Here is a 14,764-nt window from a genome sequence, read left to right as displayed (position 1 = left end):
TTGCCGGGTGGGGGCTTTCTTTATGCGGCTGTCGACTTCTCCGACTTGCCGCTTGGGCGCTCAGCACTTGTCAGTCGTTCCTCAAAAAGCACATCAGTCGGAACGCCGAGAGCATCCGCGATGCGGTCCGCGGTCTGCGGTGTGCAACTGGTCTCGCGGCCAGAGGTGAGGTGATTGATGAAGCTCGGATGCTTCCCCGCCGCGCGGGCGAGCTTCCGACCTGACATGCGCTTGTCGGGTTCAGGACCGACGAACGCCCGAAGTAATTCCGCGCTGCGCAGTCGCATCCACGTCCCCTTCGGTCGTCTCTTGAATCGTGTAACCGTGCTCGCCATCTCTGGCTTACCTCCGATCATCCAGTGCTAGGCGCCTACTTGTCAAGCGCGACTTGTCGAGTATGCGCCTACTAGTAGGCGGGACGCAAGTGGACTACACGGATGTAATTCCGCAGCCAGTGGGTTTAGTGGATGATTGGCCCGACAAGTACGTAGGCACCTAACCGATGCGAGGGTTTGCCATACGGGTAGGCGGCATGGAAGGCGCGGGGATTGCCAGACGAACACACGGCGACGAACGATCAGTCTGTGCCCAATCTTCAGCAGCTCATCACCGAGCAGAAGACCCTCCGCAATCGCTCCTACGGCGATTACGAGCGGATGGCTGGGTACGTCATATCCCGCCAACGCTGGCAACAGCTCGGCACAGGTGCACGCATCAAGGAGTTCAGCGAGCCGGCGACCATCAAGGCGATGGCCGAAGCTCTAGAGGTCGATGTGGCAGTGGTCGTCTTGGCGATGGCCAAGAGTCTTGGATTGCCCATCGAGTCGGGGATAGCCCAGTCCGATCTGGCGGTCATGCTGCCGCCGTCGGCCCGCAACCTCACGGCTGAACAGCGTGACGCGGTCGTGCGCCTGGTTCGAGTTTTCGCGCCAGAGGAAGACCAGCATCATGCCGATAAACCAACCCCACCTACTCATCAAGCCGCGACGTCGGGAGCATCGGGCAAAGAGAACAAAGACGAGGAGGACAGGTCATCTGATCAATCTGAGGATGCGGCGGCCAGGCTCCGGCGGCACCAGGACGCCTTCCGGAATAAGGTCCATGGTGACGATGACCGCGCGAATCAGGGAGGCTGACCACTGTTCCATGGGTCGTTCCTCGAGTCGGGTGAGTAGCTCCTCGCGCAGGAGTTGCAGAGTGTCCCCCTCAGTCGCCATGGAATCACAGAGGGTGGGCAGCGTAGGCGAATATTGACGCGAGCTTAGATTTCAAACGCATTGGGCACCTTAAGATTTCGTGATCAGAATTTGAGCCCCCCGCCCACCACAGAATCTAGGTGCCGTTCACCTGAGAGTTAACTAGAACGGGTCGCTTCTTAATCACTCCTCAACCCGGATTTGGCACACGTCTGCCAACGGCGAACCCGCCCGAGTTAGCGGTCGGCTAGGCCGATCGCTGATAGCGCCGCCGGATGTTCTCTTGGTTGGTGACAGGCTCCATATGGAACGGGTTGACGCAAAGCGTGTTTTGGCACAGGTGGTCAACGGTCAGAAGGCCAGGAATGGGTCCGCGATGCGCAATCCATGACGCCTTGTGTGCGCCCGTCTCGCGGCGTCGGCCACCCATGTTGATCCGGACTACGCCGTAGCCCCAGCGGTCAGTTCTGCCGGTCCACTGCCAGCATCCGGTGGCCATGTTGACCACATACTTACCGTCGACCAGCGCACGCCACCGCGCCTGGGTCAGGATCTGAGCTGTCACACATATAGGCTTCACCGAAGCCCCTCCTTGTTGCGTCAAGCGAGTGGGTCAGCGGTCGTTGGGCGTTGGAGCGTCCGACGACCGCGCCTTTTGATCCTATTGCCAGATTAGAACCTTTGTGCGATGGCGCACCGGTCGCGCCGGTGACAGGTATTGCCCGACGCAAGCTCGGCGAACCCCGCCACTGACCAGTGGCAAAGTCGCCCGCATGTTTTGTCGCCGCCGTCAGCCCAACTCAACTTAGGATCTTGCGCATGACAACACCTGCCCCGCGTGGCATCGGTAAGGGCATCGTGGTTGCCATCGCGGCGGGTGCGTTCCTCGCCGGCTGCGGAGCTGGCTGCACCATCGGTGTCGTCACCTCGTCTGGCCATCGTGATGACGACAGCAGCATCAGCGCGCCGACTCGCACATCGCCAATCCCGATCACGCCGACCCGCGACGCGTTCGGTGAAGCTATCAGGACTGTGCCTGTCTCCGACGCCGACGCCCATGCGATCGCCGCATCGGCCTGCCTCGCGTTCAAGCAGAACCCGGGTACGTCGATCGTGGCGGCAGCCGACCAGCTCGCGGGCCAGCAAGGCTGGACACAGAGTCAGGCGCGACAGTTCCTACGCGCCACCACCGCATACCACTGCCCGGAATACAGCTCCGGCAGCTAGCCCAGCATCTTGTCCATGAAGTCGGAGGCCGCTTTTGCGCTGGCCCGATCGACGTCCGCGTAGATGTCGGCGGTGACTTTGTAGGACTCGTGGCCCATCTGCCGCGACACCACGATCATCGGTGTTCCCCCGGTCAACTGCCACGAGGCGTAGGTGTGGCGTAGGTCGTGCGGGGTGGGGCGGGGATTCAGTTTCGCTGCCGCGACGGCGGGGTTCCACACGTCCCGCCAGAACCCCTGATACCGGACCGGGCCACCGGCTGGGGTGGTGAAGACGTACTCCCCCGACAGGTCGAGCTTCTCCAGCAGCCGAGTCGACACATCCACCGTGCGGCGGGAACGCTTCGTCTTCGGCGGACCCAGGTGATACCCCTTGGATGGGGAGTACTTCCACGCCTGCCGGATCAGCACCGTCCCCGCCTTCGTGTCGATGTGCTCGGGTTGCAGGGCGGCAGCCTCCCCCCACCGCACCCCAGAGGCCACCAGGAACTCAACCAGCTGCTTCCACCTGTCCGCGGTGGCGTCGTGCAGGGCGCGGAACTCATCGCGGGTCAGCATCCGCATGTCGTGGTTGTCGTCAGCATCGCCGCGGGGCAGCCTGCGGCCGGCGGCGGGGTTGGTGTCGATGTGTTTCCCGACCGCAGAGTTCAGGGCGGCTGAGAGGAAGCCGTGTTTGTTGCGCAGCGTCTTGGGTGCATGGCCCTTGCCGTCTCGGCCGCCGTGGGTGTCCATCCACTTCACCCACTTGGCTACGTCCTCTGTCGTCAATGCTGCCAGCGGGATGGTGCCGAGGTGCGGACCGATGTCGTTGCGGAGGTATTCGCGGTACTTGTCGATCGTGTATTGCTCTACCCCGGTCAGGTGGTCGATGTGGTGTTGCACCCACGCTTCGACGGTGAGCGCGGCTTTCGTGGATCGGGGCGAGGTTTTGAGTCCGTGCATCTCCAGGGCGCGGGCTGCCCCGTGTGCGTCAACGGCAGCTTTGAACGCGCTGGCGGTCTTCTTATCGGTGAAGGTGACGGAGCCCTTTTTCGAACCCCTGCCGCCGAACCTGTAGGACACGTCCCAGACGGTTATGTCGTCTGACCTGGTGCGCTCTGAAATGGCCGCCATGAAGCCAGTCTAAACCGCCCGGTGCCCTATTTGGTGCCGGAAGGTTTAGGTCGAGCGTTCTACCTGCATGAATGGGTGGAGCTAAGGGGAATCGAACCCCTGACCTTCTCGATGCGAACGAGACGCGCTACCAACTGCGCTATAGCCCCTGATACCGGAACGAAAGGCTACCAGCCGTCGGCCCGGAACCGGAAACCGGCCGGCCTACTGCCCGGAAGCCCGCGGTAGATCGTATTCGCGCGACATCGCCCCATACGACGCGTAGGCCAGGTGCTCGAAGATCGGATCCTCGTCGTCGATGTCGAGCACCACCGCGCCGGGCCTACGCAGCCGCGCCGGCACCACGTCGAGCTTGTGGTCGTCGGTGCTCTCCACGCCCAGCCGGGACCGCGCCATCCGTTGCGCACGACGACGCCGCAGCTGCTCCTCGATACGGGTCTGACGGCGCAGATAGGCCAGGTACAGCACGGTCACCGTGCCGGCACCGCCACACACCCACCAGGCCGACGGCGTCACCAGGAAGGCAGCACCCGCCGAGAACAGCATCGTGGCGGCCAGCACCGCGAGCACGCGCTTGCGGAACCGGAACTTGCGCGCACTGACCTCCGCGGCGGTCTTGGACTCGAACCGGCGCTGCCGGGGCGCACTCAGCGATGCGGCGGGCGTCTCGGCCGATTCCTCGTCGACCGGTTCGTCCTCGGCCTCGGGTTCCAGGCCCGACGTATCGTCGACGTACTCGTACTCGTCGGCGAGATCCGCCGAATCCTCGTCCTCCTGGACGTCCTCGCGATCCTGGGGAGCCTCACCCTCATCGAGATCCACTGCGATGCGCTCGGTTTGGGCCTCGGATTCGAAAGCGTCGAACTCCTCGACAGGCTCCTCGACCGCGACGGGCTCGGGCTCCGCTTCGGCTACGGGCTCCGGCTCGGCTTCCGCTTCAGGCTGCGTCTCGAATTCCAACTCGAGTTCGGGCTCGGCGGCTTCCGCGGGTTCGGCAGCCTCGGCCATCGCACCGACCGGCAGTGCGCCGGAATCCTCGTCGACGACGTCGACATCCAGATAATCGGGTTCGGGGGTCTCGACGCTCACGGCGGCCACCACCACGGTGCGCTGCACGGTGGCGTGCACGCGCACTTCGGCCGGCTCTTCGTCTTCCTCGAAGTCGTCATCGAGGTTCTCATCGAGGTGGTCGGCCGTGTGTTTCCAGTGCGGATCGCTGTGATGCCCGGCGGCCGGGCCGCGTCGTAAGCGTTGTGCGTTGCGGCCACTGTTGAGAACTCGTGTCGCCAGGGCGACGTCACTGGTGCGACGCACCGAGTCGCGCTTGCTGATCAACATCGGGACCAAAACGAAAAGCCAGAGAACGACAAGGGAAATCCACAGCAGTGACTGGGGGATGCTTGGCATGACGCCTGCTCCTTTCCCCTTCAGGCTAGGTCTGTGACCAGCGCATCCATGGGTGGCGCGCCGACACAATTACACACCTGTAATTCATTCGATACAAGCACCACTAGTCACACGTGTCACATTGGTAACAGCTGGCGATCCCCATTTCGCTGAGATGGCTTCCGGGGCTGTGAATCCGGCGAAATCACGACCCTGGGTGCAGTTTCGACACAGCGCGCCGCAACCCGGACCTACCGGCCACTCAGCACCAACTGGCCCGCCCGGCCGACACCAGGGCTTGAGACGCCGAATGTTTCAGCTCCTCCAACGTGACCGCCACCAGAAGATGGTCCCGCCAGGCACCGTCGACCTCCAGATAGCGACGCAACAGGCCCTCCTCGCGGAACCCCACGCGCGCCAGCACGGCCCGGCTCGCGGCGTTCTCCGGCCGAACCGTGGCCTCAACCCGGTGCAACTGCACCCCGGTGAAGCAGTGGTCGAGCCCCAGCGCCAGCGCTCCGGTCGCGACCCCGCCGCCGGTCTTGTCACTGGCCACCCAGTAACCGATCCAGGCTGATCGCAGCGCGCCGTGGGTGACATTGCCGATCGTGAGCTGGCCGGCGAACTCCCCGTCGAGCTCGATCACATACGGCAGCATCCGCCCGCGCCGGGCCTCACTGCGCAAACCCGAGCAGATTGCCGGCCACGACGAAACGCCGTGGCGAACATGCCAATCCACGCCGCTCACCGGCTCCCAGGGCTCCAGGTGGGCCTGGTCGGCCAGCCGGATCCGGCTCCACACCGCGGCGTCGCGCAGCCGCACCGGACGTAGCCGCACCACACCCGCCTGCACCCGCAGCGGACCGATCGGACCGGGCCAACCCGGGTGAAAGGCACTGGACCGCAGCAGGCTCATCCGCACAGTCGATTCGTCACACCGTCATTCATCGAATGAAGTCTTATCAGCCGCGCTGGGCCAGGAATGCCACATCCACGGTTTCGCCGGTGCGGACCTCGTCGACCTCGCTCGGAATCACCACGAGACAGTTCGCCTCGGCGAGTGTGGCCAGCAGATGCGTCGACGCCCCGGGCGCCCCGCCCAATGCCTGCACCAGGTACTCGCCGGTGTCCTGGTCCCGCATCAACTGCCCGCGTAGGTATCCCGTGCGCCCGGCCACCGAGCTGATCGGTGCCAGCGTGCGGGCCTGCACCACGCGCCGCATGGGCTGACGCTTGCCCAACGACAGCCGGATCAGCGGGCGGACCATCACCTCGAACACCACCAGCGCGCTGACCGGGTTGGCGGGCAGCAGGAAGACCGGAACGCGGTCCCGGCCGAGCTGCCCGAAGCCCTGCACCGAACCGGGGTGCATCGCGATCCGGGACACCTCCATCTCGCCGAGTTCGGTGAGCACGGCGCGCACCGATTCGGCAGCGGCCCCACCCACCGCTCCGGCGATCACCACGATCTCGTTGCGATTGACTTGGCCCTCAACGGTTTCCCGGAGTTCCCGCGGGTCGGTGCTGATGATGCCGACACGGTTGACCTCCGCGCCCGCATCCCGGCCCGCCGCTGCCAGGGCATAGGAGTTCACGTCGTACACCTGCCCGGTTCCGGGCGAGCGGGAAACATCGACGAGCTCGCCGCCCACGCACATCACCGACAGCCTGGGCCGCGGGTGCACCAGCACCCGGTCCCGTCCGACCGCGGCCAACAGACCCACCTGGGCCGGACCGATGATGGTGCCGGCGCGCACCGCGACATCACCGGGTTGCACGTCGTCTCCGGTGCGTCGGACGTAGGCGCCCGAACGCACGCTGCGCAGGATCTTGACCCGGCTCTCGCCACCGTCGGTCCACCGCAACGGGAGCACCGCGTCGGCAAGCGTCGGCATCGGTGCACCGGTCTGCACGCGGGCAGCCTGGCGGGGCTGCAAACGGCTCGGGGTCCGCGCCCCCGCCTCGATCGAGCCCATCACCGGCAGGCTGATCTCACCGGCACCGTCGCCCACCGACAACACGTCCACGCTGCGGACCGCATAGCCGTCGATCGCGGCCTGATCGAATCCCGGCATGGGCCGTTCGGTCACGACCTCTTCGGCACACATCAGACCTTGTGACTCGGCGATGGCCACTCGCACCGGCCGGGGCGCCACCGCGGCAGCCGCTACCCGAGCCTGCTGTTCCTCGACCGAACGCACAACACGCCTTCCTATCTACGGGCCCCGACTGCCGGACAACGCGCGGCGTAGGGCCCGACGCGTTGCTAGCCCTCCTGTCCGGCCAGACCCAACCGTTCGACCAACCAGCTCCGCAATTCGGGGCCGTAGTCGTCACGTTCCAACGCAAAGTCAACCGCAGCCTTCAGGTAGCCGCCGGGATTTCCCAGGTCGTGTCGGGCTCCGCGGTGCACGACCACGTGCACCGGATGGCCCTCTTCGATCAGCAGCGCGATGGCGTCGGTCAGCTGGATCTCCCCGCCCACACCACGCGAAACCCGACATAGCGCATCGAAGATCGCCCGGTCCAGAAGGTAACGGCCGGCCGCGGCGTACGGCGACGGCGCGTCTTCGGACTTCGGCTTTTCCACCATGCCCTTGACGCGCAGCACGTTCGGGTTGGCCGCATCGGGCACCGTCTCGACGTCGAAGACGCCGTAGGCGCTGATCTTGTCTTCGGGGACCTCGATGGCGCACAGCACCGTGCCGCCGCGTTTGGCCCGCACCTTCGACATGGTCTCCAACACGCCCGTCGGCAACACCAGATCGTCGGGCAGCAGCACCGCGATCGCGTCCTCGTCGGGCGTCAACGCACTCTCGACGCAACCGATGGCATGACCGAGCCCCAGCGGCTCCGCCTGCACCACCGACTCGACCTTGATCAGCGCGGGAGCACGCCGCACCTTTTCCAGCATGGTCTTCTTGCCGCGGGCCTCCAGCGTGCCCTCAAGCACCAGGTCCTCGACGAAGTGCGCGACGACACCGTCTTTGCCCTCGGAGGTGATGATGATCAGCCGCTCGGCGCCGGCCTCGGCCGCCTCGGCCGCGACCAGCTCGATGCCGGGGGTGTCGACCACAGGCAGCAATTCCTTCGGGACCGTCTTGGTCGCGGGCAGGAAGCGCGTGCCCAGACCGGCCGCGGGGACCACGGCCGTGTAGGGAATCGGCACTTCAGGCGCCTTGGGAGAGGTGCTCATCGTTCACACACTAACGTCCGATCTGAAATGGTGGAGGGCGTGACCCCGCCGACCAAGACCGAGTTGCGAGCCGGCGTTCTCCGTGCAAGACGGGCCGTGGCAGACGACTGCCGCGACCGCGAGGCGCAGGCAATTTGCCACTGGCTGCCCGCTCTGGTCCGTCCCGGGCAAACGGTGTGCGCCTACGTTCCGGTCGGCTCCGAACCGGGGTCTGCGGCCATGCTGGACACCCTGTCGGAACTCGGTGTGCGCGTACTGCTTCCGGTTGCCCGCAACGATGGGGACGGCCGGGGAATGCCGATGCAGTGGGGTGAGTACGTGCCCGGCGCGTTGGTGGCTGCCGAGTTCGGCCTGCGCGAGCCCGCGCCGCCGTGGTTGCCCGCCGGATCGATCGCCGACGCCGCGGTGGTGCTGGTGCCCGCGCTGGCCGTCGACCGCCACGGCAACCGGCTGGGCCGGGGCGCCGGCTTCTACGACCGCAGCCTGATCTACGCCTCACCACATGCGCGACTGGTCGCGGTGGTGCGGGACGACGAATTGGTCGACGCGTTGCCCGCCGACCCGCACGACGTGCGGATGACGCACGCGCTGACGCCGTCGGGCGGAATGGTGACGTTGCACAGCTGAGCGGTCCAGAATCTTCAGGGTGTCCGATCCGGTGAGCGCCGACTTCAGTGTCCGCATGCAGCTGATCGTCGACGTCCTGGCCCAGACCCTGGATCGGGCAGTGCTCCTGGACGACGAGGAACTGACCCCGATCACTCACAGCCGTCAACTCGGCGAACTCGACGACGTGCGGGTCCACAGTGTGCTGCAACGCGAGACCCGCGCCGAGGTCAAAGCGGCGCTGTTCGAATTCGGAATCGGTTCGGCCGACTCGGCGATGTGGATCCCGGCATTTCCGCAATACAACTTGATGCCGCGGTTCTGCGTGCCGGTGCGCTCGGCGTCCGAGCGATTCGGCTACCTGTGGATCATCGCCCCTGAGGGCTCATTGTCCGAGGACGGCCAGCGGCTGGCCGAGCGAGCCGGCGCCGACCTGCTGGCCATCCTCGACCGCCGCAACGCGGCACTGCGCGCCGAAGAGTCTGCGCAGCAGGGCCTTTTGATGCGGTTGCTCGCCGCCGAGGAACCTGCGCACGCCCAGGCGGTCGTCCGTGAGCTGCACGCCAGGGCGATGGTCGAGCCGGACGACGTGGTCCAGATTTTCCGGTTCGAGCCCGACCTCGACGGCGCGGGCAATCCGGCCGATCGGACTATGGCGCTGCGCCTGCGGTTGACGGCCACCGACCGAACGCACCGGTGGTACACCCTCGCCGGATCGCCGACCACGATCATCGCGGTGTCGCGCGCCGGGTCCGCCGCAGCCGCCGTAACCGTGGCCGGTGCCGTCCGGGCCAGCTACGGGACACACCCGGCCATCGGCGCCTCCGGCGTCGCCCTGCCGATAACGCAAGCAGCCGTTGGGTTTCGACACGCCGGCCTGGCGCTGACGCTGGCGGGTATCGGCGCGAGCAGTACCCAGGTCGCCGACTGGTCCGCACTCGGTTCGTGGCGCACGCTGGCGTTGCTGGGCCAGGCCTACGACCGGGACCGGCTCGGCGAGCTGGTGCACCCCGGCATCCTCGGCCTGATCGAGCAGGGGCGCGACGACCTCCTCCGCACGCTCGAGACCTACCTGGCCAACGGCGGCGACGTGCGGCGCACTTCCGAGGCCATGTATCTGCACCGGTCCACGCTGTATTACCGGTTGGAGAAGCTGACCGAGGCCGTCGGAAGCGACCTCAGCGACGGCGAGACCCGTTTCGAACTGATGCTGAGCCTGCGGCTGGCCCGGCTTGCCGGGCTGTACCGGCCCGATTCGACAACTGTCTGAACAGGCCGCCCGAGTTTCCTACAGTTTCGGCCCAATTTCGGCTCCATCGACCGGTCACCGGGCATAGCGTTTCCTTCTGGCCGCTTGTGACCTGAGTCACATACCACGGAGGAGTCGGTACGCAAATGGGTGAAACACCCGCATTGAAGAAGGCACTCAGTCAGCGACAGTTGACGATGATCGCCATCGGCGGCGTGATCGGCGCCGGCCTGTTCGTCGGCTCCGGGGTGGTGATCGGTGCTACCGGACCCGGCTCGTTCATCACCTATGCGCTGGCCGGGGTCCTGGTCATCATGGTGATGCGGATGCTGGCCGAGATGGCGGTGGCCAATCCGTCGACCGGATCGTTCGCCGATTACGCGCGCAACTCGCTGGGCAACTGGGCGGGGTTCTCGGTCGGCTGGCTCTACTGGTACTTCTGGGTGATCGTCGTCGGCTTCGAAGCGATCGCGGGCGCCAAGATCATCCAATTCTGGGTGGATGTCCCCATCTGGCTGACCGCACTGCTCCTGTTGATCGCGATGACAGCCACCAATCTGTTCTCGGTGTCGTCCTTCGGCGAGTTCGAGTACTGGTTCGCCGGCATCAAGGTGGCGGCGATCCTGGCGTTCATCGGTTTGGGCGCGCTCTTCGTCTTCGGGCTGTGGCCGAACAAGGACATGGACTTCTCGAACCTGACCTCGCACGGCGGGTTCTTCCCCATGGGCGCAATGGCTGTCACCGTCGGCGTGGTGACGGTGATCTTCTCGATGGTCGGTGCGGAGATCGCCACCATCGCCGCCGCCGAGTCCGCGAACCCGGAGCGGGCCGTGGCCAAGGCCGCCAACTCGGTCATCATGCGTATCGCGATCTTCTTCGTCGGCTCGTCATTCCTGATCACGACGATCCTGCCGTGGGACCACTTCAAGAAGGACGCCGCGGGCAACGTCGCGTCGCCGTTCGTCTCGGTGTTCACCGAGATGGGTATCCCCTACGCCGACCACATCATGAATGCGGTGGTCCTCACCGCGGTGCTGAGCTGTCTGAACTCCGGGATGTACACCGCGTCGCGCATGCTGTTCGTGCTGGCCGCCCGGCGCGAGGCACCGCCGCAGTTGGTCGCGGTGACCCGGCGCGGCGTCCCGGCCCCGGCGATCCTGACCTCGTCGGTGATCGGCTTCCTGTGCGTGATCGCCGCGGCGTTCTGGCCGGACACCATCTTCGCGTTCCTGCTGAATTCCAGTGGCGCGGTGATCCTGTTCGTCTACCTGCTCATCTGCATCTCGCAGATCGTGCTGCGCTACCGCACCTCGTCGGACCAGCTCAAGGTGAAGATGTGGCTGTTCCCGGTGCTGTCGATACTCACTGCCGCGGCCATCTTCGCCATCCTGATCCAGATGTACGTGCAGGGCGGGGACAACCGGAAGGCCCTGACACTGAGCGTGGCGTCGTGGGTGGTGGTGATCCTGCTGTTCCTGGCCAACCGTTGGTTCATCGGGCACCGGCCCGAGGTGGCCGGTGTGGCCCCGGCGGCCGGGGCCGCCCCTCCGCATCGAGTGTTGGTGCTGGCCAACGAGACCGTCGAATCCAACGAACTGCTCGACGAGTTGCGCCGCATCGGCGCGGACCGCGATGCCCTTTATCAGGTGGTGGTGCCGGCCAGTCCGATCGACACCGGGGTGGCCGCCACCCACGGCCCGCTCGACATCACCGAAGCCACTACCCGCGCGGCCCAGCGTCGCCTCGATCAGATGCTGAGCACGCTGCGCTCCGAACAGTTACAGGCCGACGGCGAGTTGGGTGACTATCGTCCGCTACGGGCACTGGCTCACGCCGTCGAGGCGTTCCGGCCCGACCAGATCGTGATTTCGACTCTGCCGCCGGAGGATTCGGTGTGGCACCGGTTCGAGGTCGTCGACCGCGCCCGCGCCGACTACCAGATCCCGGTGACCCATGTGGTGTCGCGAGCCCGTACCCAGGAGCACGCGTCGTGACCATCCTCGCCGCCTTCAGCGCGAGCCGGCACAGCAGTGCACCGCTGAACCTGGCGATTCAGATCGCCCGCACCACCGGCGAGCAGGTGATCGCCGCGGCAGTGGTGGAACGGTCATGGGCGGCACGCGACGACATGGTCGAGGGCGAGTATCTGGCTTACGTTCGCGGGCAGGCCACCCAGGCGTTGCAACGCGCGGTTGCCGTCCTGCCCATCGATCTCGACGTCACGCCGGTGGTACACGAATCCACCTCGATCCCAACGGGTTTGATCGAACTTGCCGATGCCCACCGGGCGACCATGGTGTGCGTCGGCTCCTCCTCGTCGGGCATGCTCGGCCGGGTCGCGCTGGGCAGCGTCACCGAACGTCTGGTGCACACCGCCCGGGTGCCGGTCGCGTTCGCGCCGCGCGGGTACGCCCAGAATGACGGACGCATCACCCGGCTCACCGCGGCCTACGGCGGGGAGGCCGACGTCAACGGCCTCATCCCGGCCACCGCCGAGCTCGCGGCGTCATGGCAGGCCAAGCTACGCATCGTCTCGTTCACGGTCCGCAACACCGCGGCGTTCGCCGGCACCATCGAGACCTCGGCCGAGGAGTTAGTGGTGCAGCAGTGGTCCCGCCGGACCATCGCCGAGATCACCAAACAGCTCAAGGCCATTCGTGACCGGATGGCCGTTCCCGACGTCGACGTGGTGGTGGGTGCGGGTCACGATTGGAATGCCGCGGTGCAGAGCATCGGGTGGGACACCGGAGACATGCTGGTGCTGGGTTCGGGTGCGGCCGCCCCGACGGCCCAGGTGTTCCTCGGCTCGGCGGCGGGCAAGATCCTGCGCCGCTCGCCGGTTCCGGTGATGATCGCGCCGAGCTACCGCCGCGCCTAGCAGTTGTCGAGCACCGCCGCCATGGCGCGCTTCTCTTTCGCCGAGACCCACAGCTGATAGGCGGCTTTCACCTCGACCTGGCGCGCCACGAACTCACAACGAAACGCCACGTTGGGCGGGAGCCAGCCGGCCGCGTCACGGAAGGCCTTGTCGAAGTTGGGTTGCGCGCCGACCGCGATCAGGTTGCGCGGATCGTTTGCGAAGTCCTTGCGCCGCTGCGGGTCCCAAGAGCGCGCGCCTTTGTACCAAGCGTCCGACAGGGATACGAGATGGTCGATCTGCACCGTGCCGGAGGTATCGGGGCCGCGGGTGAACGCGATCTCGACGCCGGTGTAGGGATCGTGCAGGACACCGGTGGCCGCGTAGCAGGTGCCAGGCCGGACTGCCAGTTGAGCCAGATCGCGGCGAAGGATGTCGTCGCGGGTGTTGCAGCCGTTGTGGCCGAACTCGACGTTGACGTCGTCGCTCCAGGCCTCACCGAAGCGGAACCGGGCGTAGTCGGTGTCGCGGTCCCAGCCCTTGACCGGCAGCCCCGCCAACAGCGTGCGGGCCCGGTCATAGCCGGGCGTCCGCTGCGCCGGCGGCAAGCCTGCCGTCGGGGGCGGTGCCGGGTGCGCGGCGGAGCCGTCGACCGGCGTCGCCGCCTGCATGCGGGCCACCACGAGCGCGGCCAGCACCACCAGGATTACCGCCACCACGAGCAGGACCGCTAATCTTCCGGTGCGCCGGCGCCTGCGGCCCGCGGGAATGACATGGCCCACGTAGCGGTTCTAGCACTTGAGCCGGTAGAGTGCTAACAAGTTTGACCAACTCGGAGGGTTTTCGTGCCTACCTATTCCTACGCGTGCACTGAGTGCGGCAATCGGTTCGACGCGGTGCAGGCCTTCAGCGACGATGCGTTGACCACCTGCCCCAAGTGCTCCGGCAAGCTGCGCAAGCTCTTCGGTTCGGTCGGCGTGGTGTTCAAGGGCAGCGGCTTCTACCGCACCGACAACCGCGAGTCGGGCAAGAGCTCGTCCAACGGCGCACCGGCCAAGAGCTCGGAGAGCTCGTCCTCGGACTCGTCGTCCTCCTCTTCGTCGAGCAGTTCTTCGGACAGTTCGTCGAGCAGCTCCAGCGCCGCCCCCGCCGCGGCCGCCTCCAGCTAGCCTCCGAGTTATCCACAGGGCGGCGAAGACGCCGTTCCCACCCGGCCGCCGCGCGCTTACCGTGGCGCCATGGCCGAATCCCTCAACCCGCCACCCTGGCGTCGGCTGACTGCTGCCCGGCCTGATTGGACCCGAACCGTGGCCGCGCGCCGCGCCGCGGCAGCCGGTCTGGTGATTCTGGCGGCCATTGCCGCGTTTCGCTCCGATCCGCACGGCGACTACGCCGAGGTCGCGGTGGCAGCACACGACTTGTCCCCAGGTGTCGCGTTGACCGCCGCCGACGTACGCCTGGAGCGGCACAGCACGGCCACGGTGCCCGACGGCGCCCAGAGTGACGTGACACCGATGATCGGCGCGACACTAACTGCCCCGGCCCGTCGCGGCGAGGTGATCACCGATGTCCGGCTGCTCGGATCGCGGTTGGCCGAAACGGCAGCGGGCCCGGATGCCCGCATCGTGCCGGTGAAACTCAACGACACCGCGTTGCTGGATCTGATCCGCCCCGGCGACATCGTCGATGTGCTGACGGTGACTGCCGATCCCGATGACAAGGGCCCCGCCCGGCCGGTCGTGGTGGCCGCAGGAGCCGTAGTGGTGCTCGTTTCGGAGAAGGCCCGCGGAGCGGGCGTGGGTAGCGACCGGGTGGCACTGGTAGCGCTACCGGCCCGCCCGGCCAATGAAGTGGCGGCCACCAGCCTGGTGCAGGCGCTGACACTGACCATCCACTGAACTCGGTTTCCCTTGCCAGACAAGGCAGTTCACACGT

Annotated in this window: 16 protein-coding genes and 1 tRNA gene; 8 read left to right on the top strand and 9 right to left on the bottom strand. The window is 66.4% G+C overall.

Annotation, left to right across the window (positions count from 1 at the left end; genetic code table 11):
* Window positions 1-20: 20 nt before the first annotated feature.
* Window positions 21-287, bottom strand: a complete 267-nt coding sequence (locus AB0876_RS03745) for a helix-turn-helix domain-containing protein (protein ID WP_526041235.1) — start codon at window positions 285-287, stop codon at window positions 21-23.
* A gap of 297 nt (window positions 288-584) precedes the next feature.
* On the opposite strand from AB0876_RS03745, the gene AB0876_RS03740 reads away from it, so the two are divergent.
* Entirely contained in the window at window positions 585-1,136 is a 552-nt protein-coding gene (locus AB0876_RS03740; RefSeq protein WP_526041234.1) for a hypothetical protein, read from the top strand.
* A 307-nt stretch (window positions 1,137-1,443) separates the two neighbouring features.
* On the opposite strand, the gene AB0876_RS03735 is transcribed toward AB0876_RS03740, so the two are convergent.
* The gene (locus AB0876_RS03735; RefSeq protein WP_526041233.1) at window positions 1,444-1,761 is read right to left on the bottom strand and encodes an HNH endonuclease; all 318 of its coding nucleotides are present in this window, start codon (window positions 1,759-1,761) and stop codon (window positions 1,444-1,446) included.
* A 254-nt stretch (window positions 1,762-2,015) separates the two neighbouring features.
* Here AB0876_RS03735 and AB0876_RS03730 point away from each other — a divergent pair, with 254 nt between their 5' ends.
* A complete protein-coding gene (locus AB0876_RS03730; RefSeq protein ID WP_526041232.1) occupies window positions 2,016-2,423 on the top strand; it encodes a DUF732 domain-containing protein in 408 nt (135 codons plus the stop codon).
* On the opposite strand, the gene AB0876_RS03725 is transcribed toward AB0876_RS03730, so the two are convergent.
* The 6 genes from AB0876_RS03725 to AB0876_RS03700 form a co-directional block, all read right to left on the bottom strand.
* A complete protein-coding gene (locus AB0876_RS03725; protein ID WP_526041231.1) occupies window positions 2,420-3,535 on the bottom strand; it encodes a site-specific integrase in 1,116 nt (371 codons plus the stop codon). The genes AB0876_RS03730 and AB0876_RS03725 overlap by 4 nt on opposite strands.
* A 76-nt stretch (window positions 3,536-3,611) precedes the next feature.
* Window positions 3,612-3,684, bottom strand: a tRNA-Ala gene (locus AB0876_RS03720).
* A 55-nt stretch (window positions 3,685-3,739) separates the two neighbouring features.
* Window positions 3,740-4,942 carry a divisome protein SepX/GlpR gene (sepX, locus tag AB0876_RS03715; protein ID WP_526041230.1) on the bottom strand — a complete coding sequence of 401 codons (1,203 nt, stop codon included), beginning with the start codon at window positions 4,940-4,942 and terminating at the stop codon, window positions 3,740-3,742.
* 241 nt (window positions 4,943-5,183) lie between these two features.
* Window positions 5,184-5,837 carry a GNAT family N-acetyltransferase gene (locus tag AB0876_RS03710; RefSeq protein ID WP_055117033.1) on the bottom strand — a complete coding sequence of 218 codons (654 nt, stop codon included), beginning with the start codon at window positions 5,835-5,837 and terminating at the stop codon, window positions 5,184-5,186.
* A 46-nt stretch (window positions 5,838-5,883) separates the two neighbouring features.
* Window positions 5,884-7,122, bottom strand: coding sequence for a molybdotransferase-like divisome protein Glp (gene glp / locus AB0876_RS03705; RefSeq protein ID WP_491839851.1), 1,239 nt, complete (start codon window positions 7,120-7,122; stop codon window positions 5,884-5,886).
* A gap of 65 nt (window positions 7,123-7,187) precedes the next feature.
* Entirely contained in the window at window positions 7,188-8,117 is a 930-nt protein-coding gene (locus AB0876_RS03700) for a UTP--glucose-1-phosphate uridylyltransferase (RefSeq protein ID WP_526041229.1), read from the bottom strand.
* Window positions 8,118-8,144: 27 nt separating this feature from the next.
* Here AB0876_RS03700 and AB0876_RS03695 point away from each other — a divergent pair, with 27 nt between their 5' ends.
* The 4 genes from AB0876_RS03695 to AB0876_RS03680 all read left to right on the top strand — a co-directional run bounded on the left by AB0876_RS03695 (window position 8,145) and on the right by AB0876_RS03680 (window position 12,850).
* Window positions 8,145-8,744, top strand: coding sequence for a 5-formyltetrahydrofolate cyclo-ligase (locus AB0876_RS03695; protein WP_526041228.1), 600 nt, complete (start codon window positions 8,145-8,147; stop codon window positions 8,742-8,744).
* 19 nt (window positions 8,745-8,763) lie between these two features.
* Window positions 8,764-9,993, top strand: coding sequence for a PucR family transcriptional regulator (locus AB0876_RS03690; protein ID WP_526041227.1), 1,230 nt, complete (start codon window positions 8,764-8,766; stop codon window positions 9,991-9,993).
* 125 nt (window positions 9,994-10,118) lie between these two features.
* Entirely contained in the window at window positions 10,119-11,966 is a 1,848-nt protein-coding gene (locus AB0876_RS03685; protein ID WP_526041226.1) for an amino acid permease, read from the top strand.
* Window positions 11,963-12,850 (top strand): universal stress protein, encoded by an 888-nt coding sequence (locus tag AB0876_RS03680; RefSeq protein WP_491839857.1) that lies wholly within the window; start codon window positions 11,963-11,965, stop codon window positions 12,848-12,850. The genes AB0876_RS03685 and AB0876_RS03680 overlap by 4 nt, the downstream gene beginning before the upstream one ends.
* Here AB0876_RS03680 and AB0876_RS03675 read toward each other — a convergent pair.
* Window positions 12,847-13,548, bottom strand: coding sequence for a GmrSD restriction endonuclease domain-containing protein (locus AB0876_RS03675; RefSeq protein ID WP_526041225.1), 702 nt, complete (start codon window positions 13,546-13,548; stop codon window positions 12,847-12,849). The two genes, AB0876_RS03680 and AB0876_RS03675, sit on opposite strands and share 4 nt — an antisense overlap.
* Before the next feature lie 126 nt (window positions 13,549-13,674).
* Here AB0876_RS03675 and AB0876_RS03670 point away from each other — a divergent pair, with 126 nt between their 5' ends.
* Window positions 13,675-13,998, top strand: coding sequence for an FmdB family zinc ribbon protein (locus AB0876_RS03670; protein ID WP_491839859.1), 324 nt, complete (start codon window positions 13,675-13,677; stop codon window positions 13,996-13,998).
* A 69-nt stretch (window positions 13,999-14,067) separates the two neighbouring features.
* The gene (locus AB0876_RS03665) at window positions 14,068-14,727 is read left to right on the top strand and encodes an SAF domain-containing protein (protein ID WP_491839860.1); all 660 of its coding nucleotides are present in this window, start codon (window positions 14,068-14,070) and stop codon (window positions 14,725-14,727) included.
* Window positions 14,728-14,764: the final 37 nt, after the last annotated feature.

The organism is Mycobacterium sp. NPDC049093 (genome assembly GCF_040704635.1).
GTDB lineage: Bacteria > Actinomycetota > Actinomycetes > Mycobacteriales > Mycobacteriaceae > Mycobacterium.
The sequence above is the reverse complement of the archived record's forward strand: the minus strand, read 5'-3'. Positions and strand labels throughout refer to the sequence as shown.